At 60.6% G+C, this 22,187-nt stretch carries 27 protein-coding genes, 2 tRNA genes and 2 pseudogenes; 18 read left to right on the top strand and 13 right to left on the bottom strand.

The window, feature by feature from the left end:
- Positions 1-73 precede the first annotated feature (73 nt).
- The gene (locus GWK36_RS13270) at positions 74-979 is read left to right on the top strand and encodes a CHAD domain-containing protein (protein ID WP_166271795.1); all 906 of its coding nucleotides are present in this window, start codon (positions 74-76) and stop codon (positions 977-979) included.
- A 12-nt stretch (positions 980-991) separates the two neighbouring features.
- Here the strand turns inward: GWK36_RS13270 and GWK36_RS13265 are convergent, their stop codons facing one another.
- Positions 992-1,351: a hydrogenase maturation nickel metallochaperone HypA/HybF gene (locus tag GWK36_RS13265; protein WP_166271793.1), complete on the bottom strand. Its 360-nt coding sequence runs from the start codon at positions 1,349-1,351 to the stop codon at positions 992-994.
- A 208-nt stretch (positions 1,352-1,559) separates the two neighbouring features.
- Here GWK36_RS13265 and GWK36_RS13260 point away from each other — a divergent pair, with 208 nt between their 5' ends.
- Positions 1,560-2,024 carry a c-type cytochrome gene (locus tag GWK36_RS13260; RefSeq protein ID WP_166271791.1) on the top strand — a complete coding sequence of 155 codons (465 nt, stop codon included), beginning with the start codon at positions 1,560-1,562 and terminating at the stop codon, positions 2,022-2,024.
- 55 nt (positions 2,025-2,079) lie between these two features.
- On the opposite strand, the gene GWK36_RS13255 is transcribed toward GWK36_RS13260, so the two are convergent.
- Positions 2,080-2,763 carry a cytochrome b/b6 domain-containing protein gene (locus GWK36_RS13255; RefSeq protein ID WP_166271789.1) on the bottom strand — a complete coding sequence of 228 codons (684 nt, stop codon included), beginning with the start codon at positions 2,761-2,763 and terminating at the stop codon, positions 2,080-2,082.
- Between the two features lie 93 nt (positions 2,764-2,856).
- Between GWK36_RS13255 and queC the strand changes: the two genes are divergently transcribed.
- From queC to pufA, 5 genes are all read left to right on the top strand, one after another.
- Positions 2,857-3,546: a 7-cyano-7-deazaguanine synthase QueC gene (queC, locus tag GWK36_RS13250; protein WP_166271787.1), complete on the top strand. Its 690-nt coding sequence runs from the start codon at positions 2,857-2,859 to the stop codon at positions 3,544-3,546.
- 4 nt (positions 3,547-3,550) lie between these two features.
- On the top strand, positions 3,551-4,642 hold the full coding sequence (locus GWK36_RS13245; RefSeq protein WP_166271785.1) for a 6-pyruvoyl trahydropterin synthase family protein: 1,092 nt from the start codon (positions 3,551-3,553) through the stop codon (positions 4,640-4,642).
- Positions 4,639-5,271 (top strand): 7-carboxy-7-deazaguanine synthase, encoded by a 633-nt coding sequence (queE, locus tag GWK36_RS13240; protein ID WP_166271783.1) that lies wholly within the window; start codon positions 4,639-4,641, stop codon positions 5,269-5,271. Before GWK36_RS13245 ends, queE begins: the two co-directional genes overlap by 4 nt.
- A 294-nt stretch (positions 5,272-5,565) precedes the next feature.
- Positions 5,566-5,700 (top strand): light-harvesting antenna LH1, beta subunit, encoded by a 135-nt coding sequence (pufB, locus tag GWK36_RS13235; RefSeq protein WP_166271781.1) that lies wholly within the window; start codon positions 5,566-5,568, stop codon positions 5,698-5,700.
- Positions 5,701-5,731: 31 nt separating this feature from the next.
- Positions 5,732-5,890, top strand: a complete 159-nt coding sequence (pufA, locus tag GWK36_RS13230) for a light-harvesting antenna LH1, alpha subunit (RefSeq protein WP_166271779.1) — start codon at positions 5,732-5,734, stop codon at positions 5,888-5,890.
- A gap of 137 nt (positions 5,891-6,027) precedes the next feature.
- On the opposite strand, the gene GWK36_RS13225 is transcribed toward pufA, so the two are convergent.
- Positions 6,028-6,102 (bottom strand) — tRNA-Glu (locus tag GWK36_RS13225).
- An 87-nt stretch (positions 6,103-6,189) separates the two neighbouring features.
- On the opposite strand from GWK36_RS13225, the gene pcnB reads away from it, so the two are divergent.
- The gene (gene pcnB / locus GWK36_RS13220) at positions 6,190-7,515 is read left to right on the top strand and encodes a polynucleotide adenylyltransferase PcnB (protein WP_166271777.1); all 1,326 of its coding nucleotides are present in this window, start codon (positions 6,190-6,192) and stop codon (positions 7,513-7,515) included.
- Positions 7,516-7,858: 343 nt separating this feature from the next.
- On the opposite strand, the gene coq7 is transcribed toward pcnB, so the two are convergent.
- Together coq7 and GWK36_RS13210 are read right to left on the bottom strand one after the other, a co-directional pair.
- The gene (coq7, locus tag GWK36_RS13215; RefSeq protein ID WP_246237578.1) at positions 7,859-8,521 is read right to left on the bottom strand and encodes a 2-polyprenyl-3-methyl-6-methoxy-1,4-benzoquinone monooxygenase; all 663 of its coding nucleotides are present in this window, start codon (positions 8,519-8,521) and stop codon (positions 7,859-7,861) included.
- A 25-nt stretch (positions 8,522-8,546) separates the two neighbouring features.
- Positions 8,547-9,884, bottom strand: coding sequence for a (Fe-S)-binding protein (locus GWK36_RS13210; protein WP_246237577.1), 1,338 nt, complete (start codon positions 9,882-9,884; stop codon positions 8,547-8,549).
- Between the two features lie 283 nt (positions 9,885-10,167).
- Between GWK36_RS13210 and GWK36_RS13205 the strand changes: the two genes are divergently transcribed.
- From GWK36_RS13205 to GWK36_RS13190, 4 genes are all read left to right on the top strand, one after another.
- Positions 10,168-10,482, top strand: a complete 315-nt coding sequence (locus GWK36_RS13205; RefSeq protein ID WP_166271773.1) for a (2Fe-2S) ferredoxin domain-containing protein — start codon at positions 10,168-10,170, stop codon at positions 10,480-10,482.
- Between the two features lie 145 nt (positions 10,483-10,627).
- On the top strand, positions 10,628-11,059 hold the full coding sequence (rplM, locus tag GWK36_RS13200; RefSeq protein WP_166271771.1) for a 50S ribosomal protein L13: 432 nt from the start codon (positions 10,628-10,630) through the stop codon (positions 11,057-11,059).
- Positions 11,060-11,078: 19 nt separating this feature from the next.
- The gene (rpsI, locus tag GWK36_RS13195; RefSeq protein WP_166271769.1) at positions 11,079-11,468 is read left to right on the top strand and encodes a 30S ribosomal protein S9; all 390 of its coding nucleotides are present in this window, start codon (positions 11,079-11,081) and stop codon (positions 11,466-11,468) included.
- A 13-nt stretch (positions 11,469-11,481) separates the two neighbouring features.
- Positions 11,482-11,555 (top strand) — tRNA-Gln (locus GWK36_RS13190).
- Positions 11,556-11,641: 86 nt separating this feature from the next.
- Here the strand turns inward: GWK36_RS13190 and GWK36_RS15730 are convergent.
- Positions 11,642-14,458: a methyl-accepting chemotaxis protein gene (locus tag GWK36_RS15730; protein ID WP_425482760.1), complete on the bottom strand. Its 2,817-nt coding sequence runs from the start codon at positions 14,456-14,458 to the stop codon at positions 11,642-11,644.
- A gap of 133 nt (positions 14,459-14,591) precedes the next feature.
- On the opposite strand from GWK36_RS15730, the gene GWK36_RS13180 reads away from it, so the two are divergent.
- Both GWK36_RS13180 and GWK36_RS16180 read left to right on the top strand, forming a co-directional pair.
- Entirely contained in the window at positions 14,592-15,650 is a 1,059-nt protein-coding gene (locus GWK36_RS13180) for a tetratricopeptide repeat protein (RefSeq protein ID WP_166271765.1), read from the top strand.
- Positions 15,651-15,727: 77 nt separating this feature from the next.
- Positions 15,728-15,865 carry a MerR family DNA-binding transcriptional regulator gene (locus GWK36_RS16180; RefSeq protein ID WP_166270144.1) on the top strand — a complete coding sequence of 46 codons (138 nt, stop codon included), beginning with the start codon at positions 15,728-15,730 and terminating at the stop codon, positions 15,863-15,865.
- Positions 15,866-15,885: 20 nt separating this feature from the next.
- On the opposite strand, the gene GWK36_RS16175 is transcribed toward GWK36_RS16180, so the two are convergent.
- The gene (locus tag GWK36_RS16175; RefSeq protein ID WP_210756784.1) at positions 15,886-16,080 is read right to left on the bottom strand and encodes a hypothetical protein; all 195 of its coding nucleotides are present in this window, start codon (positions 16,078-16,080) and stop codon (positions 15,886-15,888) included.
- Here GWK36_RS16175 and GWK36_RS13170 point away from each other — a divergent pair.
- Positions 16,079-16,733 (top strand): annotated as a pseudogene (locus GWK36_RS13170) (transposase). The gene GWK36_RS16175 and the pseudogene GWK36_RS13170 overlap by 2 nt on opposite strands.
- Here the strand turns inward: GWK36_RS13170 and GWK36_RS13165 are convergent.
- The 3 genes from GWK36_RS13165 to GWK36_RS13155 form a co-directional block, all read right to left on the bottom strand.
- Entirely contained in the window at positions 16,697-17,110 is a 414-nt protein-coding gene (locus GWK36_RS13165) for an RNA-guided endonuclease InsQ/TnpB family protein (RefSeq protein WP_166271763.1), read from the bottom strand. The pseudogene GWK36_RS13170 and the gene GWK36_RS13165 sit on opposite strands and share 37 nt — an antisense overlap.
- Before the next feature lie 251 nt (positions 17,111-17,361).
- The gene (locus GWK36_RS16170) at positions 17,362-17,541 is read right to left on the bottom strand and encodes a helix-turn-helix domain-containing protein (RefSeq protein WP_210756783.1); all 180 of its coding nucleotides are present in this window, start codon (positions 17,539-17,541) and stop codon (positions 17,362-17,364) included.
- Between the two features lie 125 nt (positions 17,542-17,666).
- Positions 17,667-18,173, bottom strand: coding sequence for a transposase (locus tag GWK36_RS13155; protein WP_166271761.1), 507 nt, complete (start codon positions 18,171-18,173; stop codon positions 17,667-17,669).
- Positions 18,174-18,585: 412 nt separating this feature from the next.
- On the opposite strand from GWK36_RS13155, the pseudogene GWK36_RS15575 reads away from it, so the two are divergent.
- From GWK36_RS15575 to GWK36_RS13145, 3 genes and pseudogenes are all read left to right on the top strand, one after another.
- Positions 18,586-19,461 (top strand): annotated as a pseudogene (locus GWK36_RS15575) (metallophosphoesterase); the annotation flags it as partial.
- Between the two features lie 446 nt (positions 19,462-19,907).
- Positions 19,908-20,252, top strand: coding sequence for a 5'-nucleotidase C-terminal domain-containing protein (locus GWK36_RS15570; protein WP_246237575.1), 345 nt, complete (start codon positions 19,908-19,910; stop codon positions 20,250-20,252).
- Positions 20,253-20,285: 33 nt separating this feature from the next.
- Positions 20,286-20,642: a hypothetical protein gene (locus GWK36_RS13145; RefSeq protein WP_166271757.1), complete on the top strand. Its 357-nt coding sequence runs from the start codon at positions 20,286-20,288 to the stop codon at positions 20,640-20,642.
- A 346-nt stretch (positions 20,643-20,988) separates the two neighbouring features.
- Here the strand turns inward: GWK36_RS13145 and rpmG are convergent, their stop codons facing one another.
- The 3 genes from rpmG to GWK36_RS13130 form a co-directional block, all read right to left on the bottom strand.
- Positions 20,989-21,156 carry a 50S ribosomal protein L33 gene (gene rpmG / locus GWK36_RS13140; protein ID WP_166271755.1) on the bottom strand — a complete coding sequence of 56 codons (168 nt, stop codon included), beginning with the start codon at positions 21,154-21,156 and terminating at the stop codon, positions 20,989-20,991.
- A gap of 16 nt (positions 21,157-21,172) precedes the next feature.
- Positions 21,173-21,409: a 50S ribosomal protein L28 gene (gene rpmB / locus GWK36_RS13135; protein ID WP_166271753.1), complete on the bottom strand. Its 237-nt coding sequence runs from the start codon at positions 21,407-21,409 to the stop codon at positions 21,173-21,175.
- Between the two features lie 182 nt (positions 21,410-21,591).
- The gene (locus GWK36_RS13130; RefSeq protein WP_166271751.1) at positions 21,592-21,768 is read right to left on the bottom strand and encodes a hypothetical protein; all 177 of its coding nucleotides are present in this window, start codon (positions 21,766-21,768) and stop codon (positions 21,592-21,594) included.
- Positions 21,769-22,187: the final 419 nt, after the last annotated feature.

The following is a 22,187-nucleotide window of genomic DNA, read 5'->3' as shown; positions in this document are numbered from 1 at the left end:
GAACTTGACATAGGTCAAGCGGGTCGAGCTGGCTAGCGATATCGCCGGCTGAACGCTGAGGAGACGAATGGCGATGAACGCAAAACAGAGCAAGCGGCAGGCGATCCTGGACCCCGAGATGGAGGTGAGCCAGGCCTTATCCGCCATCCTCGCCCATCATCTCGCGCTGATGATCTCCTGGGAGGACAAGGCGCGTTCCTGGGAGAACATCGAGGGGGTGCATCAGATGCGGGTGCACTCCCGTCAATTGCGGGCGGCATTGTCGGCCTTCCGCGCGGCGGTCCCCAAATCGGTCAGCCAGCCTTGGCGCGATGAATTGGGCTGGGTGGCGAGTCAACTGGGCGCTGCGCGCGATCTCGATGTCTTGATCGATGAGTTTTTGGCGAGCGTGTGCGACAAACTGCCCTTAAACGGGGCAGATACGGTACGTGCGCGCGCCGAGGTCAAACGTGCCCTGGCCTATGAGCAGGTCAACACCATGCTCGACAGCCAAAGATATGCCGAGTTCAAACAGGGCTTTCGCGTTTGGATCGACCAACGGCTCTGGGAGGAGGCGGCGCTTGACGACAAACACCGCACCACCCTCAAGCGCGCGCTTGCCCCCTATGCGCGGCGGCTGATCAAGCGGCTCAAACAGCGCACAATCCAGGCGGGCACTGGTGTCGACACCCGGGACCCCGAACAGATGCATTGGTTGCGCATCCAGTGCAAGAAACTGCGTTATGCCGCCGAATTTTTCACGCCCGTCGATCCTGAACTGGATGAGCTCATTGCCTATCTGAAAGGCCTGCAGACCCTGCTCGGCGAGCTCAACGACGCGGTGGTGATGCGCGGTCTGTTGAATGGTCTTTTGGAAGGGACGAGCGACCCCGATCTGTTGCGTTATACCGGCGCCTTGATCGGTTGGCGCGCCTACCACGGTGAGGCACTGCTGAGCGATTTCGGGGCGTACTGGCGGGCATTTGCTGCCCATATCTAGAGACCCGAGCGCTTAGGGGGCCGAATCCGCTGTCTCAAGCTCGAGATGGGCGAGCAACAGCTCATCGCCGCTGATCAGCTGGGTTTCCCAGGCGCCGCACTCCCCGCATAGGAGATAGCGCGGCGTGGCAGGCGTCTCTGCCCCGCAGCGCCGGCAGTGAACGCGGATCTCAGTAGGCTCGATCACCAGCTCAGCGGACTCGGCGACCGTTCCGGCGGCCACCAGCGGATAGGCATGGCGCAATAGCTCAGGCTCAACCCCAGACAAAGGTCCGATCCTCAGCAGGATACGCACCACGCGTTGCGCGCCATGCTGAAGGGTGATCGTCTCTACCTGCTCAAGCAGCGCCTGACACAATGAAAGCTCGTGCATCTTTGGGGCCTGGCAAGGAAGATCTTGTACAATCCAACGGCCTGTTCGACTGCGTCGCATCGGTGACCGCTGTCGATGTGGTGGGGAACCTTTTGTGCCGTTGTTTGCCTGAGTCGGCGCCCCCAGAGCGGCGAGACAGCGCATCCCCGGCCGGCCTGAGGGGCCGTCTCGCAAACCTTTTGATCCATCAACATAAGGAGATCATCAGATGAAACGCCTGATTGCCAGCACCGCTGCGGGTTTGTTGGCCCTCAGCCTTGCAAGCGTCGTCCTTGCAGCCAGTCTCTCGCCCGAGGAGCAGATCAAGACCCGCCAGGCCGGCTATGCCTTCATGGGCTGGAACATGAAGAAGATCAAGGCCAACCTGGAAGGCGATTATAACCCCGAGCAGGTCAAGGCGGCGGCCAATGCGATCGCCGCGATCGCCAATTCTGGCATGGGCGCGCTTTATGGCCCAGGCACTGACAAAGACATCGGCTCGGTCAAGACCCGCGTCAAACCCGAGTTCTTCCAGAATATGGGGGAGGTTGGCCAGATCGCGCGCAACTTCATCGCCAAGGCCGATGCCCTAGCTGCGGCCGCAGCGACTGGGGATGAGCAGGGCGTTGCAGGTGCCTTCGCCGAGCTCGGTGAGGCGTGCAAGGCCTGCCATACCAAATATCGCGCCGATTGAGCGAAACGCACAGGGGCGGAGGGTGCGACCGCCGCCCTTTTTACCAGGAAACGCCTTACCAGACCGGCGTGACGGGCGGGGGCGGGGGTGGCAATAGGCTGCCGTTGGCGATCCAGACGCATCCCCCAGCGATTGCCAGCGCCAAGAGCAGGGCCAGGATACCGCCACCTTCGGCAGGCCGGGCCATGGGTTCACGGCTTAGGACATAGCCAGTAATCATGGGTCGGATCAGGTTCTGACCTCGGGCGAGATAGAATAGGGCAGCGCCGATATGCAGGCCGATCAGACCACCGATGAGCCAGATCGCCTGGCGGTGCAGCCCGCTCAGCCAGATGCTCGTGTGCTGGCTCACCAATGATTTGAGCGGTCCGGAGAAGGCGATCTCATCGGTGGCAAAGAGGCCGCTGCCGGCCTGAAAGAGCAATAGACCCAGTAAGGCCAGCACCGAAAGGGCGCCGAGCGGATTGTGCCCCAGCTCATGCCAGCGTCCTTGCAGATAGGCGCGGATGGCAGTGGGGCCGCGCACGAATTGACCGAATCGGGCATAGGTCGAACCGATGATCCCCCAGATCAGGCGAAAGACGAGCAGACCCAGGATCGACAACCCGATTCGCCCGTGCCAGACCATCGCGGACCCGCCTTGTAGACCTGTCGCAAAGGCCAAGGCCACCGAGATGACGAGCAACCAGTGAAAAAGCCGGGTTGGAAGATCCCAGACCTTGATGCGATGTTCCTGCATGATGCCTGTACCAGAGTATAGATGGGAGCCTACAGTGTCGCCCAGTCACAGCCTGCTCGCCAAGGGTGCACTAACCAAGCTGAGGGACCTGTTATGAAGCCTGCCGTTGTCTTGTTGAGCGGGGGCCTGGATTCGGCTACGGTTTTGGCTGTTGCCTGCGCCTCAGGGTATAGTCCTTATGCGCTCTCATTCCGTTACGGCCAGCGTCATGCCGTCGAGCTTGAGGCGGCGGCGCGCATCGCCGCTGCATGCGAAGTCGCTGAACATGCCATCATCGAGATTGACCTGCGGCGCTTCGGCGGCTCGGCCTTAACGGCAGATCTCGCCGTGCCTAAAAGCCAGGATCTGCGGGCCATCGGCCGTGGGATCCCAATCACCTATGTCCCCGCCCGCAATACCATCTTTTTGTCCTTTGCCCTGGCCTGGGCCGAGGTCCTGGGGGCAGGGGACATCTTCATTGGGGTCAATGCACTCGATTATTCCGGCTATCCCGACTGCCGGCCCGAGTATCTTAAGGCCTTTGAGCATCTCGCCAATCTGGCCACTGCCGCTGGTGCCACCGGCCAGCAACAGTACCGTATCCATGCTCCTTTGCTCCAGATGACCAAGGCCGAGATCATCCGCCTTGGGTTATCGTTTGGGGTCGATTATGCCCTGACCACGAGCTGTTACGATCCAGATCCTCGGGGACGGCCCTGCGGCGGTTGCGATGCCTGCCTGCTGCGCGCTAAGGGCTTTGCTGAAGCTGGCATCCCAGATCCGCTATTGGAGCGCTTTGCATAAGGCGATGACCGATCGACTGTTGTATCTCACCGGGGCAGGCCTTGCTGCAATGCGGCACCTGGAGGCCCTGCCGAGCGACCATCGCGCTCGCAGTTTGCGCGCCCAATGCCTTCAGGTTTGGGTCTGCGCCGAGCCTTCAGAGGGCTGGGATACCTGGCCAGGGGCCGAAGGTGATACCCTGGCAGCGGCGCTTGCCTGCTGTCTCGAACCGCTTGATGGGGCGGATCTCAATGGTGTCCTCCCTATACCCGGAGATGCTCAGCTTGCCTGTTGGATCGCCGAGCAGCTCGCCCTGCCTGGCCTGGAGAGTATCCGCGTGGGCAGCGGACGCGACCAGGGCGTGGTGCTCGATCGCGCTGGCCGTATCCAGATCTGGCGGCGTTTTCGTTTCGAGTCGGCCCACTGGTTACCCCGGGTCCCGCCAGACCACCCCTGTGGGCGGTTGCACGGCCACGGTTTTCGGGTCTGTCTCTATGCCGAGCAGTCATCCGCTGATGCGTTTGCTGAGCTTATGGCAGATCGCCTGGGCGCGCTCTGGGCACCGCTGTATGCCGAGTTGCACCACAGGTGCCTCAACGAGGTCCCGGGATTGGAGAACCCCACTAGCGAACAGCTTGCTGCCTGGATCTGGGCCAGGCTAAAACCCGATCTGCCTGCTTTGAGCGGTATCCAGGTTGAAGAAACCGCCACGGCCGGCTGCCGTTTTGACGGCCAGCACCATCGCATCTGGAAGGAGCTGCGTTTCGAGGCAGCGCTCTGTCTCGACCAGGCACCGACGCAGGATGGGCGGCGATGCTATGGGCATAGCTATCTGATCCGTTTGCACCTCACCGCCCCGCTCGACCCAGTATTGGGCTGGACGGTCGACTACCGCGACATCAAGCGCCTGTTTAAGCCGATCTATGACCGGCTCGATCATCATCTGCTCAATGAACTGCCAGGCCTTGCCGCCGCCGATCCCGGACACCTACTCCACTGGGTCCGCGCCGAGCTTATAGGGCGGCTCCCTGCCTTGGATCGCATTGACCTCTATCCGACGCCGGAGACTGGGGTTGCGCTTTGCTGGGGCGAGGCAAAGGCGGAGAACATTTGGTGAGCTATTGGGTCAAGGAGATCTTTTATAGCCTCCAAGGGGAGGGTGCCCAGGCTGGGCGTCCGGCGGTCTTTTGTCGCTTTACCGGTTGCAACCTCTGGTCGGGGCGGGAAGAGGATCGGGCGCGCGCCATCTGTTGTTTCTGCGACACAGACTTTCGCGGGACCGACGGGACTGGCGGTGGGCGCTATCCAGACGCCCAGTCATTGGTCAACCAGATCTTGGCCTGCTGGCCTACAGGGAGTGAGCGTCCCTATGTCGTCATGACCGGCGGCGAACCCCTGCTGCAACTCGATACTGCCCTCATCGAGACCCTCCATCGTAATGGCTGCGCCGTTGCTGTCGAGACCAATGGCACCCGTTCTGCACCCCCAGGGATCGACTGGCTGTGCGTCAGCCCCAAGGCCGGTGCACCCTGGGTCTTGCGTCAAGGCGATGAGCTGAAGCTGGCCTATCCCCAAATTGGCTTTGATCCGTCGCCACTGGCGATGCTCCCCTTTAATATGTTTTTTCTGCAACCGCTGGATGGCCCCGACTATACCCGCAACCTTCAACTCGCCATCGCCTATTGCAAGGCGCATCCGACATGGCGTTTGAGCATCCAGCTTCATAAATGCCTGGGCATCCCCTAGCCAGCCAAGCAGTTGTAGCTTCGGTATGACCCAGCGGGCATTTTGCACGTTACCCGTAAATGCCTGTTGACATTATCCTGTGTCAAGCTAAGATGACACATGCCGCGCCGCGGAGCTTTTGAAGGTCCGAACGCCAGTCGTTTAGGCGCAAGACATTCGCATTGCATATTGTCCGCGCCACGCAAGTGGCTGTTCGATCAATCATTGTCGGAGCCTTACTCAGTGGCTGAGTCCAAAACGCCTGCTGCCCAAGCCAAGGGCAGCCCTGCTAAACCCACAACGGAGACTACGTCCATGGCAAGTCTTTCCGGTCTCACCGATCAACAAGCCAAAGAATTCCACGAGCAGTTCAAGACTACCTACACCGCGTTCGTTAGTCTGGCTGCTCTGGCCCATCTGCTTGTCATCGCTGCCAAGCCTTGGTGGTAAGCCTGAACCAACCTAATCAGAGGTCAATCCCATGAGCGACGTTGCAAAGCCGCGTAACCCCGAGGACGATTGGAAGATCTGGCTGGTCGTGAACCCGGCGACCTGGCTGATGCCAATCTTCTACGCCCTGCTGGTCCTGGCCATCGCCGTCCATTGGGTCGTCTTCTCGGTCGGTCTCGGCTGGAAGTAAATCCCAATCCAGGGCCCCGTTCTCTTCTGACGGGATCGACGGCGCCAGCTCGATAACGGGTTGGTGCCGTTGTTGTTTTTGACGCATACGACACATATAAAAAGGCCCAGGGCAAAACCCTGGACCTTTATGTTGAGTGGCGCTCTCTAGGGGATTCGAACCCCTGTTACCGGCGTGAGAGGCCAGCGTCCTGACCACTAGACGAAGAGAGCGGCGAATCATCTAAGAGTGAGTTATTATACGCAGCTATCTTCCCAAAACAAGCACTGATCCATCCCAAGGGACACGCAAGACCTTACATGCTGGACTCAAAATCCACTACTGGTCTGATCGAGCGCCCTGGCCAGCCGCGGGTAATCCCCCGTTCCGAACACGGCATCTCGCGTGCCCAGATCAGCGAGCATGCGCTTGAGGTGCTCCGTCGCCTGCGCCAGCAGCAATTTCAGGCACATCTGGTCGGCGGTGGGGTACGCGACCTTCTGCTCGGCCGTGAGCCCAAGGATTTCGATGTGGTCACGGATGCCACCCCCGAGCAGGTCCGCCAGGTGTTTCGCAACTGTCGGCTGATCGGGCGGCGCTTTCGCCTGGCCCATGTCTATTTTGGACGCGAGATCGTCGAGGTCGCGACCTTTCGCGGTAGCGGCGCGGATGAAGAGGCAGACGGCGCCCGCCAGATACGCAACGGCATGATCGTGCGCGATAACCTCTACGGCACGATCGAAGAGGACGCCTTGCGCCGCGATTTCACCATCAATGCCCTGTATTACGACATTGCCGATCGATCCCTGATCGATTATGCCGGCGGTTTCGATGACCTACGCGCTGGCCTCTTGCGCCTGATCGGCGATCCCGAGAAACGCTATCGCGAGGACCCGGTGCGTATGCTGCGTGCGGTGCGCTTTGCCTGTAAGCTCGGTTTCAACATCGAGCCAGGTGCCGAGCGCCCGCTGTTCAAACTGGGGTCCCTGCTGCGCCACGTACCTGGCGCGCGCCTGTTCGATGAACTCATCAAGCTCTTTCACTCCGGCTATGCCGTTGCAGCCTTCGAAAAGCTGCGCCACTATGGGCTGTTCGGCTATCTCTTTCCGGCGACTGAATCCTGTCTAGCGACGGAGGACCGGGGTTTTCCGATCACCTTCGTCAATTTGGGGCTGGCCAATACCGATCAGCGGATCGCCGAGGATAAGCCGGTGACCCCGGCCTTTTTATATGCCATCCTGCTCTGGGAGCCGGTGCGTCGGCGTTGGGATTCCTTGATGACAGATGGGTTAGGGGCTCAGGAGGCGATCCAAGAGGCCATCGCTGAGCTCAATCCGCGCGAACAGACATCCATCCTCATCCCCAAACGGATCACCCTGCCGATGCGCGAGATCTGGAGCCTCCAGCCGCGATTCTTCGAACGCACCGGCAAGCGTGTCCACCGCCTTTTGGCCCATCCGCGTTTTCGCGCGGCCTATGACTTTTTGCTGCTGCGCGCCGCAGCGGGCGAAGCAGATGGCGAGCTGGCCGAATGGTGGACGCGCTTCCAGGAGGCAAGCGCCCCCGAGCGCGAACGGATGACCGAGGTCAAGGTCCAGAGGCGCGGTCGTGGGCGCCGCCGGCCTCGGGCCGCAGAGCACGCCTGAGATCCGTCAAGGATCTCCCCGACACTCGGCAAACCGCTCTATCCCCATTGCCCCGCATCTCTCTTTAACTCTCCGCACCCTGCTCAGTGTGCGGCCCTTCCCTGGGCGTCCACTTCTTTCTCTTAGGATAGGCCGGCTGCCGCCGTCCTTTGTGCCCTGTATGGCCTGCGGCCAGATGTGGAAGTGGGCGTTTCGCTATCAGGACATTCCCTAGGCAAAGCAGCCCAACCGCATGTTCAACAGTGGTGTCTGCTGGCAGGGCCATCTGGTGCGGCTGGTAGAGGAGACCACCGCCACCCTGCCGCCCCGCTTGATGGCCGGACCTGGATTGCACCAAATGAAACTAGATCCAATAGGCCATGCGGGTCATCAGTCGGGCGGTGAGTTTCATTGCCCAGCGGATGGGCAGGGGTAGTTCGACCCCGCCGGCTAAGCGGGCGGTCTGGGCGTGCCGGATCTCATCGCGCTTCATCTGTTCGAGGATGGCGCGGGTCTTGTAATCCTGGGGCGGGATCTGGGCAAGATGCCCATCGAGGTGGTCTTCGACCTGGCGTTCGGTCTCGACCAGGAAGCCTAGGCTCCAGCGGTCGCCGGCAAGTCCCGCCAAGGCACCGATGGCGAATGATCCGCCATACCATAGCGGGTTCAACAGGCTCTTGCGCTCCCCTAAGTCTTCGAGCCGTTTCTCGCACCAGACGAGATGATCGTTTTCTTCGTGTGCCGAACGCTCGAGCCGTTCGCGGGTCTCGGGTAGACGGGCGGTGAGCGCCTGTCCCTGGTAAAGTGCCTGGGCGCAGACCTCGCCGGTGTGATTGACCCGCATCAGGCGGGCGATGCGCCGGCGCTGCACTTCGGTCAGCTCGGTTTCGTCGAGACCTGTCGCCGGGTTGGGGCGTTCGGTGGTGCGCGGCGGACCGAACAGGGTACGCAAGGCGAGATCGGCATGGATGAGCAGATGATCGATGGGGCGATAGTGTCGGTTGTGGTCGGGGCGATGTTGCTGCACGGTTCTCACTCCCTGGCATTGGGGATCAAGCGCGAAGCTGGCGCGCGATGAGTTCGACCGGATGACAGACCTCGATCTCCAGGCCAGACTCCCTGACACCGGCCACGAGATGCAAGGCACAACCCGGGTTGGTGGTGACGATAATAGCCGGATCGAGCTGGCGGATGTGGGCGATGAACTCAGCCAGCAGGGCCTGCGCCATTGCAGGTTGTTGTAAGAGATAGATCCCCGCGGCCCCACAGCAGCGGGTCTCGCCCGGCAGGCAGAGGAGCTGGATATCGGGGATGCGGGCGAGCAGGCGCCAGACTGCAGCGTTGCCGCCGAGCAGATGCCGATGCGAGCAGGGTTCATGGACCAGGACGCGGCGAGGCAGGGGGGCGAGTTCAAGGGCGGCGGGCCAGGGCAGACGATCGAGATAGGCGCAGAGCTCCTGGGCCTGGGCAAGTCGGGGGGCGGCGCGCAGTTCAGCAATACAGGTGCTGGCGACCCCGATCAAGGGACGGTCGGCATACAGGGCGGTACAGCGGGCAAGGGCGCGGTCGGCAGCGGCGATCAGGCCTTGATGCCGATGGATGGCACCGCAGCAGGGCGATTTCGTGGGGATACGCGCCTGGACACCGAGGTGTGCGCACAGGGTGAGGGCTGCGGCGAACGCCTGACCCTGGATGCTCGTTCCCGTGCAGCCGATGAAGAGATCGATGTCGGCATGCGCGGGCGATTGCGCTGCGACTGGATGGGCGGTCTGGGCAAGTGGGCGAAAAAGGCGGTACAGGGTGCCTAGATGCAGGCAGCGCTGGGCGCTGGGCAAGTTGCGGCCTGAGCGTCGCATCAGATGCAAGGGTGAGAAGCCAGCGGTGGAGGATGGCGGTGAGATGGCGCCTATATTTGCTGGCATCTGTGACCGCCGGGTGCGATGCGCGGCTGGGCGGTGCCAGCGAGCGAGCCCTTCCATGAGCCGGGTATAGGCCCGGGAGAGGTGCGCGGCGGCTTGTATCCAGCGTCCATTTGCCAGGAGGTCCAGCCACAGCCCAAGCCATAAACGTTGCCAGAAGGGGAGGGCGGCAAAACGATGCGCCCGCGCGCCCTTCATGATGTCGCCATAGGCGACCCCTGAGGGGCAGGCCGATTCACAGGCGCGACAAAGCAGGCAGCGGTCGAGATGCCCGGCCAAGCGGGGTGTCATGACAAGCTGGCCGCCTAGCCAGCCCTGGATCAGGGCGATACGTCCGCGCGGCGATTCGGCCTCATCCTGCGTCTGGGCATAGGTGGGACAGACCAGCAGGCAGTAGCCGCATTTAACGCATTGGTCGGCGAGGTATAGCAGGGCCTGGCGCGAGGGGAGCTCTGAACTTGAGGTGCGCAAATCAGGGAGGATCTCGCAAGATGGGGGCTTGCAACACGCCGGCTGGGCCATGCTGATCGAGGCTGAATCCTGATTCCGGCTTGGGCCGCAATCCGGCCTCGTCAATCCTCTGGATACCCGCGCCTGACCGCAGCCGACGTACAAGAGGGGAGATCGGGATAGGGGCAACGATCCCAGCATCAATGCCGGTGCCGTGCCGTTTGCGATCTAAACCGAATGCGTTCATCAGTTACTATTTTAATGTAATCCCCAGGTATCTCCATTGCGTTCAGGATCATCGGCCATGCCTTACTATCGCCAACATGTCTTTTTCTGTATCAATCAGCGCGAGGATGGGGGCAAGTGCTGCGCCCAGTCCCATGCATCGACCATGCGAGATTATCTCAAGCGCCGCGTCCAGGATTCCGGGCTCGCCGGACCGGGAGGCGTGCGGGTCAATATCGCCGGTTGCCTGGGACGTTGTGCCGAGGGTCCAGTGATCGTGATCTATCCCGAGGCGGTCTGGTACACCTATGCCGGTACCCAGGATCTGGAAGAGATACTTAACGAGCATCTGCAAGCAGGCCGTTGGGTCGAGCGGTTGCGTTTGGCCGATTGACCCCGGTTTATCGGGTTGCGGGCTTGGACATGTCTTGCGTTTCGGCAGATAGATCTTTAAAATCCGCGCTCTTCCGATAAGCGGATCAATCCAGTTTTTATCGCCGCGCGCCCCTTGAGCCTTTCGTGCGGCCTCGGAGTACACCATGAAGATGACCCCTAGCGCCAAGCCCGCCGAGGTGCGCCGCGCTTGGTATCTTGTCGATGCCGAGGGCAAGACCCTGGGCAGACTCGCCAGCGAGCTGGCGCGCCGGCTGCGCGGTAAGCACAAGCCACACTATACACCGCATATCGATACCGGCGATTATCTGGTCGTTATCAATGCGGCCAAGATCCGTGTGACCGGCAATAAGCTCAAGGATAAGATGTATTATTGGCACAGCGGCTATGTCGGTCACCTCAAATCGATCAGCTTGGAAAAGTTGTTGCAAAAAGCCCCGGAACGCGCTATCGAGCATGCGGTGAAGGGGATGTTGCCGCGCGGTCCCTTGGGGCGCGCCATGTTCAAGAAGCTGCATGTCTATCCTGGGCCGGAGCATCGCCATCAGGCCCAGCAGCCGCAGCCACTCGACATCTAAGGGTTTTAGGACGGAACGCATGTCGCAGACTTATCTCACCACTGGTCGTCGCAAAACCGCCTCGGCGCGGGTGTTCCTCTCGCCCGGCTCTGGCGCGATCACCGTCAATGGTCGTCCGCTGGACGAGTATTTCGGACGCGAGACTGCACGTATGGTTGTGCGCCAGCCGCTCGAAGCGGCGGGATTGACGAATCAGCTCGACCTCAAGATCATGGTCAGGGGCGGCGGCAATAGCGGCCAGGCTGGTGCCATTCGTCATGGGATCGCGCGCGCCCTGGTGGCGTATAATGAAGAGCTACGTCAAACAATGCGCCGCGGCGGTTTTCTGACCCGTGATGCCCGCGAGGTCGAGCGCAAAAAGGTCGGTCTGCACAAGGCGCGTAAACGTCCACAATACTCCAAACGCTGATCAATCGGTTTATTGGGGAATCGTCTAACGGCAGGACAGCGGACTCTGACTCCGTTAATCTAGGTTCGAATCCTAGTTCCCCAGCCAATAGCAAAAGGGCCCTGGATTATCTCCAGGGCCCTTTTTGTCATTACGGTCTTTCCCCACCCCTTCAGAGAGGGGGGGTACCTTCCTTAAAACTCCTCCCAATGGTCATCGGTGGATGCGGCCACTGGGCGTGATCCCTTGCCCTGCGGCGCCAGGGCGGTGCCTGCTTGCTTGGCAGGGAATTTGCATTGCGCCCCCAGCTGGGCCTTGACCGGCGCTCGCGCAGGCGCAGCGGGTTTAGGGTGACCGGCGCTGGCTCCCTTGAGCCTAAAGACTGATACCGCCTGGACCAGGGTCTGGGTTTGATCCTCGAGGCTCTCGGCTGCGGCGGCGGCCTCTTCGACCAGGGCTGCGTTCTGCTGGGTAGCCTCATCCATCTGGGCGATCGCCTGGGTTACCTGTTCGATGCCGTGGCTTTGCTCGCGGGAGGCGGTGGCGATCTCATCGACCAGGTTCGCGACCTGGCGGAAGCCGTCGAGGATATTGGTCATGGTCTCGCCGGCCTGGATCGCTAGTTGCGCCCCGCCTTCGACCTTGGTGACCGAATCTGTGATGAGCGCCTTGATCTCTTTGGCGGCCTGGGCGCTGCGCTGGGCAAGATTACGGACCTCAGCGGCAACCACGGCAAACCCACGCCCTTGTTCACCAGCGCGCGCGGCCTCGACCGCGGCATTGAGCGCCAGGATATTGGTCTGGAAGGCAATCGAGTCGATCACCCCAATGATATCTGCAATCCGCCGGCTCGCCTCCTGAATCTCACCCATGGTGAGAACCACCCGCTCGACCATCTCGCCGCCGCGGCTGGCGATAGTATTGGCCTCTTGCGCCAATTGATTGGCCTGGGCGGCGTTTTGGGCATTTTGTTTGACCGTGGCATTAAGCTCCTCCATGGTGCTGGCGGTCTCTTCCAGGCTTGCGGCCTGCTCCTCGGTGCGGGTGGACAGGTCGGCGTTACCCGAGGCGATCTCGGCAGCGGCGGTGGAGATGGCATCGGTCGCCTCGAGGATCTGCCCGACCACCTCGCGCAGACGAGCGACGGTGGTATTGGTATCGTCCTTGACCTGGCCGAAGGTCCCGCTGTATTCGGCCTCGATGGTGCGGTTGAGGTCGCCCGAGGCGATGGCGTTGAGCACGCTTGCAATATCCGACAACCCGCGGGCGACGATCTCGACGAGGCGATTGAGCCCCTCGCCAAGCTGCAAGAAAAAGCCTTCCTTGCCTTTGAGTTCGATGCGCCGCGTAAAATCGCCATTGGCTGCGGACTGGATGAGTTCGGCGATCTCGCGTTCGGCGATGACCTCAGCAGTGCGGTCGCGCCACTGGGTCACCCGACCGGCATAACTATTGGCATCCAACACGGGGGTGACGGTCAGGCGCAGATGAAGTCCCGCAAAGAGCATGTCGAAATTCCGGGTCTCGGTTATAAACTCGCGATAGGCGGCGGCGACTTCTGTGTTCCCGAAGTTCTCGAAATATTGGGCCAGACTGGTGCCGATGAGGTGCGCGGGATCAAAGTCAGGCAGGCGCCGGCGGATCTCAGGGGTGAGTGACTGCCAGAGCTTCTGGCAGGCCTTGTTCATATAGATCAATCGATTGCGATCATCTGAGACGGTGACAGGAAGGGTGACGTTGTCAAGCCCAATGCGGATACGCAGGTTTTCTTGTGCTATTTGTCGGGCCTCTTGGATATCAAAATCTAAACGCGCCTGGACCGATTTGACCGCCAAGAGCATCGTGCCAAACTCGTCTTTCGATTTAATCTCGATGCGGGTGGTATAGTCGCCGTTGGCGATCGCCTCTAAATGGCAAACCGCTGCATGCAAGGGGCCGATGATCTTGCCCTTCAACCACAGACCCAGCAGGGCCGCGATGATGAGCGCGAGCACGGCAAGGCCGGCCGCCTCCTCGCTCGCCAGCTTAGCGGCGGTGATGGTCTGGTTGCGCTCGGCGGTCAGTTGTTGTTGCAAGCGACTGAGCGACGGCTCCATGAGCCCCTTATAGCGCCGCCAGATGGGGTTTTCCTCGGTTTCATAGATCCGCTGGGCCTCGGTTAGATCGCCGGCATCGAGGCGGGCGAGGATGCGTTCCTGGCTGGCGAGGTGTTCGCGATAGGATTGGTCGATGAGTTCTAGGGCGCGGAGGGCAGCGACATCGGTGGTGATCCGTGTCTGCAGGGTCTTGAGGTTGGCAGAAAACTTCTCGCGCGACCTAAAGATATTGTCGCGCGCCTGTTTGTCGTCTGGCTTGAGCAATAGGTAGCGCATGGTTGCAGTCATCTGCAACCCCGCATCGAGCATCGCGCGATAGGCATTTTCCAGCACTTGGGTGTGTTCATTGATATATCTAAGCTGCTGGGTGGTTTGGTTGAGGCTCAATAGGCTGAAGATTAGGCCGAGCATAAAACAGCCCGAGATCAAGACCAGGCTAAACAAGAGGCCCCAACGGATCGGGATGTCTCGGATGGCCTGGGACAGGTGCGCAGCCAGGCCCTTGGCCGGCTTGCCGGCACGCAGCCGGGCATATAGGGCCTCAGCCTCGGCGATTTGCTCAGGTGTCGGCTTGCGTCGGACCGAGATATAGCCGATGGCCTGACCCTTCTCGCGCAGCGGCGAGACATTGGCCTCGACCCAGTAGAAATCACCGTTCTTGCAGCGATTCTTGACGATCCCTGTCCAGGGTTTGCCGGCCTGGATGGTGTTCCAGAGGTCTTTGAAGACCACGGACGGCATGTCAGGGTGGCGGATGATGTTGTGTGGTGCGCCTAACAGCTCCTTTTCAGAGAAGCCGCTAATCTCGACGAAATCGCGGTTAAATGCGGTGATTCGGCCTTTAAGATCGGTCTTAGAGACGAGTAGTTGCTCGTCCTTTAAGACATGTTCCACATTCGTGACAGGTAGGTTCATGCGCATAGTCGGTCGGTTCTCCCTGTAGCAGTCTTTATCTCTAAAGCAGGCATCATCATGCGGGCGCAGGCTGAGCGGATTTGGGCTAAACTCTACCTAGTCATCATACCGAATCTTTTAGGAGAGGGTGGGCATGAGCGAATTAAGGCGCAGCTTACAAGGATCAATTGTGGCGCTGGTGGTCGTTTTGGTTGGGGCCTGCGCCTCGGGGACTGAATCAGGGGCGGAATTGGGTATGGCGCCGCTGGCCCCAGGTCGAGGGCTTGATGACCTGATCCTGGTCGATTGTCTATTGCCTGGTCAGGTACGTCAGTTGGGGCAACAGCTCACCTATTTAAGTCCCCGACGTCTCGTCAAATCGACCAAGAGCGACTGCGCCATTCGCGGCGGTGAGTTTGTGTTGTTCGATCGCTCGGATTACAAGACCGCGCTTGCAACCCTTTTGCCCAAGGCTCGGGCCGGCGATCCGGTGGTCCAGACCTATGTGGGCGAGATCTATGAAAAGGGCCTGGGGCTACCGGCACCGGATTATAGTCAGGCTGCTGAGTGGTATCGGCGCGCCGCCGACCAAGGACATGTGCCGGCCCAGATCTATCTAGGGTCGTTGTATGAGCGTGGTCTTGGTGTCTCTAAGGATAAGGGCAAGGCGCTTGATCTGTATCGGCACGCCTCGGGGATCGCCGATGATCCCTTGATCTTTGAATCCAAGCTCAAGGCCGAGCGCGAGGCCTTTCAGCGCGAGCTTGCGGTGCGCAACCAGCTTGCTGCTAACTTGCGCGCCCAGTTGCAGCGGGCTCGGGCGGGGGGGGCTGCTGCGGCCCCGGCGCGACCGGCACCGTCTTCTGCTCCCAAACAGCCTACCGAACCCAAGCCGCAGTCAGCGCCGATGCCAGAGCCAAAGCCCCAGCACACACCAGCGCCCAAGACCCAGCCGACCTCGGCAGCGCCAGCTGACCTGAACGCTGCTGAGCTCGACCGCCAGGCCAAGAGCCAACTTCTGGATGCCCAGAGCGAGGCCGAACGGATCGACAAGGAGCTTCGCGCTATCGAGGCGCTTAAACAAAGCGACACCGGCAAGGCCAAGGCCGCCCAGTTGGGCAAATTGGAGCTCGCCCGCCGCGAGCAGCGGCGTCTCTTGCTCGAGACCGCCCAGCAGCTCTCCCAGATCCAGACGGCAGGTGGGGCGATGTAGGGGCCTGTCCGATCCCCTTCATCGCGGGAGCCAACCCTAGTATTACAAGCTGTGCGTGATAGTGGATAATTTTCCACATGGAAAGCGCGATGATGGGCACAGGCAAGGCGGCGAAGCGGCTTGGCGTCTTGGTCAAGACCTTGCAACGCTGGGAGCGCGAAGGGGGTTTGATCCTGGTGGCGCGAACAGTCGCGAGGCACAAATCCGCGAGTTGATTGGCTTGCGCAGTAAGGTATCAGAGCCAATGCGGATTGATGCCTACTGTCGCGTATCCAGTGCTGCGCAGAAGCCAGACCTCGCCGACCAGCGCAAGGTGTTGGAAGAGTTTGATGTGGCGAAAGGCTTGTCGAATGTTGAGTTCGTTGAGGAAATCGGCGGCGGCCTGAGCTTTATTGATAAGAAACACATGCTTTTGAAAAAGACGAGACATGAGATTGCTGTCGTTTGCGGCGCGCGAAGAGCGGCGGCGTCAGGTGGTGAGTTTGCGGCGGCGTGGCTGGACGTATAAAGCGATAGGCGCGCAGAGGGGATTGTTGGGCGCAGGGGTGTTCGACATCTGCAAAGGCTATGGGCGCGAAGGGGCCCAAGGGCAAGGGGGGTGGGCGCAAGGTGGGTGAGAAGCGGGCGCTGTTGGCGGGCAAGACGCCCGAGATTCGCGTCACGCACCGTCGCGAAGGCCTGTCGGTGATCTCGACGCTGACCAACCGCGGCAAGGTGCCTTGGAAGGCGTTCGCGGGGGCGATGAACGCCGACATCCTGATCGACTTCATGAAGCGGCTCGTCAAGGACGCCAGGGGCAAGAAGATCTTCCTCATCCTCGACAACCTGCACGTGCATCACACCAAGCCGGTCAAGGCGTGGCTGGCTGCATGCGCCAATCAAATCGAGGCCTCCTCCCTCCCCCCCTACAGCCCAGCACTGAACCCCAACGAGATGCTCAAGGCCACCATCACCGCGCAGGCGCCCTCCCGCACCAAGGGCGATCTGAAGAAGGCGACCGTCAGCCACCTGCGCCGCCTTCTCAATTCCCCCCAACGCGTCATGCGCTACTTCCAGCATCCCAAGCTCCATGATGCCGCGTAATACAAGTTCAGTGGCTTCGGATCAATAACGTCCCGATCATGGCGCGTGCCGCATTGAGGACACGTCCATTCCCGATCCTTCAACGCCAACATCTCATTCTCCCAACCACAGACCGAACACAGGCGGCTGCTCGGATCCCAGCGATCAGCTAAAACCAACCAGACGCCGTAGCATTTCCCCTTGTATTCCATCTGCAAGCAGAACATGCCAAAGCCCAGGTCGCTGATGGCGCGGGCAAGCCGTTCGTTCGCCAGCATGCCCTTGACGTTCAAATCCTCAATCACCACCCCTTGGTTTTCGCGGCAGAGCTGGGTCGTGAGCTTATGTGTGAAGTCCGCTCGGACATTGGCAATGCGTGCGTGCAGCCTTGCCAACATCGCAGAGGATTTCCTTCGATTCTTCAAGATCGGAAGCCTTGTGCCTTTTGGCAGTCTGGCACTTGGCGCAAACCCAGCCCCGACCTTGGCCGCCTCAACCTTGCAAGAAAGGCGTCTGCCTCGAATCCTGAGACAACGAAGCGCAGAGGAGATTCAACAGACTCGCCATTGGAAAGCCTGGCCGCCGCCTCAACGCCCAGGTCAACACCAGTCGTTTCATGCGCCTGCGATAGAACACAGCATCGACCACTTCAATCTGAATGGCGACGAACCTGCGATCCGCAGTACGCGAAACGGTCGCACCAAGAGTCTTGCCATTTCCACTCGGCAAGCGCCCAATTCCAGACACACCGCCCCGTGCCGCAGGCGCAGGTGAAGTAAACCGCCTGCTCAGGCGTCGGACAAAGGGCGATTTTGTGGGTCAGTTGCATGGCTTACTCGTTGGTGTTCTGTCGAACGCCAAACAATTTCGCTAGATTCATGAGCTAATCAGATTCAATCATGATCACTCATGACTCACCCCCTTTCTTATTGATCCGAAACCAATGAACTTGTATTACGCGGCATCATGGAGCTTGGGATGCTGGAAGTAGCGCATGACGCGTTGGGGGGAATTGAGAAGGCGGCGCAGGTGGCTGACGGTCGCCTTCTTCAGATCGCCCTTGGCGCGGGAGGGCGCCTGCGCGGTGATGGTGGCCTTGAGCATCTCGTTGGGGTTCAGTGCTGGGCTGTAGGAGGGGAGGGAGGAGGCCTCGATTTGATTGGCGCATGCAGCCAGCCACGCCTTGACCGACTTGGTGTGATGCACGCGCAGGTTGTCGAGGATGAGGAAGATCTTCTTGCCCCTGGCGTCCTTGACGAGCCGCTTCATGAAGTCGATCAGGATGTCGGCGTTCATCGCCCCCGCGAACGCCTTCCAAGGCACCTTGCCGCGGTTGGTCAGCGTCGAGATCACCGACAGGCCTTCGCGACGGTGCGTGACGCGAATCTCGGACGTCTTGATCGCCGGCGCATAAGAGCGCCCGCTTCTCGTCCTTGAGCCCTTGGGCCCCTTCGCGCCCATAGCCTTTGCAGATGTCGAACACCCCTGCGCCCAACAATCCCCTCTGCGCGCCTATCGCTTCATACGTCCAGCTACGCCGCCGCTCTTCGCGCGCCGCAAACGACAGCAATCTCATGTCTCGTCTTTACCATGCTCACGACATCTGGACAGCTCACTCAATTTCAAAAGCATGTGTTTCTTATCAAGAATGCCGCGCTCAATCTCAAACGGCTGGCAACCGCAACTGCCCTACCCGTGGCGAGTCCGTCCGGTAACGGCGGAGCTACAGCAGAGAGGGTCTCTGCCGTAGTCGGGAAAGTCACGCCTGTCAGAGACGAATGCGCTCCGCATTCGGGGCAGGAAGAGCACAGTGCGCCTGTTTGCGCACTTTACTTGAGAGCAGATATGCCCCAGGGTCTGAGTGTCTCTTGGTATGATCGTATCTTTGGATCACCCCTGTTCGCCGTTATGGCAGTCTTTTCTTTTCGAGACCGCCTCGACGTCCATGCGCATCTTCCAAGGGGGCATACCCATGCCAAAATCGCATCGGCGCGGTTTGTTTGGGTGTCGCCCGAAGATCTGTCCGCGAGTCGGGTTGAAGGCGGCGTTGCTCTGGTTGTCCCTGACCGCTGGCTGGACCGTTGGGGCGGGTGCTGCTGGGCCTGATACTTTCCCGCTGACCCTCATCTATCTCAACGACCATCACGCCCATCTCGATCCCGATCTAGGGCTTAAGCTCCATCTCCCCGAGCTGGGCTCGGTCACCATTGAAAGCGGGGAGATGGATCGGGTCGCCGCCTTGATCCGCAGCCTGCGCACGCGCTATCCGCAGTCCCTGGTCTTGCACGCGGGGGATGCCCTCATCGGCACGCCTTACGACCGCCTCTTTCAGGGTGAGACAGATGCGGAGGCCATGAGACACATCTGTCTCGATGCATTGGCGCTCGGCAACCATGAGTTCGATCGCGGGGACTCGAGCCTTGCGCGTTTCATCCAGCGCCTCAATCAGGATCCTGCTCGTTGTCACACGGCGGTGCTCGCGGCCAATGTCGCGCCTGCCTTGGCCACCCTTCTCTATCCGCGTCCGGGCATGCGCCTCATCCAGCAGGAGGCGATCCTCAAGGCCGGCGAGGAGCGCATCGGGGTGATCAGGCTCATCGCCGCCGACAAGACTCAGCGCAGCTCGCACCCCTTGCCGACGACCGTCTTCCAGAATGAGCTCACCGTTGCCCAGGCGCGCATCGATGCCCTCAAGGCGCAGGGGATCGACAAGATCGTCCTGCTCACCCATCAGGGCTATCGATGGGACCTCAAACTTGCCGCCGGACTCGAGGGGGCAGATGTCATCGTCAGCGGCGATTCGCATACCCTGCTTGGCGAGGATTTTCGACGCCTCGGGCTCGAGCCAGCAGGCCCTTATCCCACGATCGCAAGCGACAGATCCGGGCACAAGGTCTGTATCGTCCAGGCCTGGGAATATGCTAAGGCCGTAGGCGAGCTCCATGTCTCATTCAATCAAGAGGGTCAGGTGATCGCTTGCACGGGCCAGACGCATCTGGTGCTCGGTGAGCGGCTCTTGCAAAACGGGCAGGGACTCAGCGAGGCGGTGCAGCAGAACGCACGCGCGCTCATCGCTGCGCTCCCTGGGGTTGCCTTCATCCAGCCTGATCCCGAATTCAAACAGGCGCTTGCACCCTATCGCACCCAGGTCGCGCAGCTTGAGCAAGAGCACCTGGGGGTCGCGGCACAAGATCTGTGCCCCGTGAACTGGTCCCCGGTCAAGGGGCCAGCGCCCTGTGCAACCGGCGTTCAACCCAGCCATACGGCGGCGATGTCCAACAACTGGTCGCTGCTGCCTATTTGGCGCAGCTTCCCGAGGCCGATGTCGCCATCCTCAATGTCGGCGGGGTCAGATCCGATCTGCCTGCCGGCCCCATCAGCCGCGCGACCCTCTATCGCCTCCTCCCCTTCCCCGATACCTTGGTGGTCCTGAAGCTGAGCGGTGCTGAGCTGCAGGCGACGCTAGAGGAGGCGATCGCCGGTATCCTCGATGACCAAGGCGGGGGCGGCGCCTATCCCTATGCCGCTCATCTGCGCTGACGGCTGGATCTCAGTCAACCGCTGGGCCGACGTTTGGGCGCACTTGAGCTATACGACCGCCATACTGGCCAATGGCGCCCCCTGCGCCGCCAGGAGCAGGTGCGGGTGGTGACCAACAGCTTCCTGGTGCGCGGCGGGGACGGCTATGCGATCTTCAAATGTGCGACCGATAAGGGGCGGGTCTTTGAGACAGGTATCAATTCAGCCCAGGCATTGATCGACCTGTTGCAACAAGGAGGCGGGCGTGCCACACCTGAATCTGCTGGGGATCAGGGACCGCCTACCATCGGCGCCCTGGCGTATGCCGATTACAGTACCCAGCAGCTTATCGATCCCCAGGGACGACCTCTGGGGCCTGATCCTGAGGCGCCGCCGCGCTGTCGCCCCTGATGCAATGGCCTTGTGTCCCTTGAGCCAGCAGGTTAGAGGTGAGGCAATCGGCGAGAGCCAAGCGGCGATTTAAACACCAGATACACCAGAAACTCCGCCGGTGCCTCGCTTGCGAGCAGGGGCCGGTGTTCAAAAGGGGGCAAGATGGATTACGTTCCGGCTTTGCCGGAATGACCCAGCGCGCGACAAGCCTTAACCTTCAGGCAGAGAGATGTCAAGGAACTGGCTTATGCCGCAGCACCGGCCATATACCGCTGCCTCCGCTTGAGGTCCGAACCAGGCCGGAATGATGGAAGTGGGGTTCGCCAGAATGACCAGCGGTGCGTTTCTTGAGATCTCAAAGCGGCTATTTGATCTTGCCTTCCTTGTACAGGACATGCTGGCGGATCACCGGATCAAACTTTTTGATCTCCAGCTTGCCGGGCTGATTGCGCTTGTTTTTGGTCGTGGTATAGAAATGACCTGTGCCAGCGGTGGAGTTCAAACGGATCTTTTCGCGTGCGGGCTTGGCCATTGCGTGGTCCTCCGGTTCAGATCTTCATACCCTGGGCGCGCAGGTCGGCCAGCACGGCATCGATACCCTTTTTATCGATGGTGCGCATGGCGCGGGTGCTGACACGCAGCCGGACCCAGCGGTTTTCGGACGCGACCCAAAAGCGCTTTTCATGCAGATTCGGCAAAAACCGGCGCTTGGTCTTGTTGTTGGCATGCGAGACATTGTGACCGACCATCGGACGCTTGCCGGTCACCTGGCAGACCCTAGACATGGCAGGAATCCTTCTCAAGGACTGGGATGCTATTGAAGCACATAAAGCTATCACGCTTTACCTTTCTTGGACAAGGACCAGGGCATTACCGGCGCTCAGCGCTTCTCCCCAGCGCCACTCATCCCGGCCCTGCTGTCTGTCGGCTTCTCCCCGATCGGCGGCGCAGTGACCGCGAACACCACCTATTGCCAGGGCTCGGCATTGGGGTGCAAGCCTGGGAGATATGCAGCGAGCGGCTCGCCCGCATCGAGCCGGGAGGCGATTTCGGCATTGGCAGCGCGCGACACATAGCCGATGGTTTCACCCTGCTGCTTAAGACACACCGCCAGCGGGTCATAGGAATTATCCGGATCAGGCAACGGCCTCAACTATTGGCCAACGACAAACCGCTCTGCAAGCCGTAGCTCGACGTGATTAAGGATAACCAGCGACCGGGGCTTGAACTGTTCACCTAATACTTGCGCATGCCTGCTCGCTAGCACATGCGATAAGCATGTCTCGCAAGCTAGTCTTTCGCAAGCTAGTCGGCATTCAAGAGGCGGCGCGGTTCCTGGGTGTAGCGCCACAGACATTACGGCGCTAGGAGCGCGAGGGCAGGATCATCCCAGGTGAGCGCACGACAGGCGGGCGACGGCGTTATGACCTTTCACGCCTGCGCTCTGATCTCTTTCGTGCCCCGGCGGATGGGCACGCCGTACCATTGCCTATGCTCGAGTCTCCAGCCACGATCAGGACGATGATCACGCCGAACTCCTCGGCCTCACCTAACTTTCATGCG

The organism is Caldichromatium japonicum, assembly GCF_011290485.1.
Taxonomy (GTDB): domain Bacteria; phylum Pseudomonadota; class Gammaproteobacteria; order Chromatiales; family Chromatiaceae; genus Thermochromatium; species Thermochromatium japonicum.
This window is presented reverse-complemented; position numbering and strand designations above follow the sequence as displayed.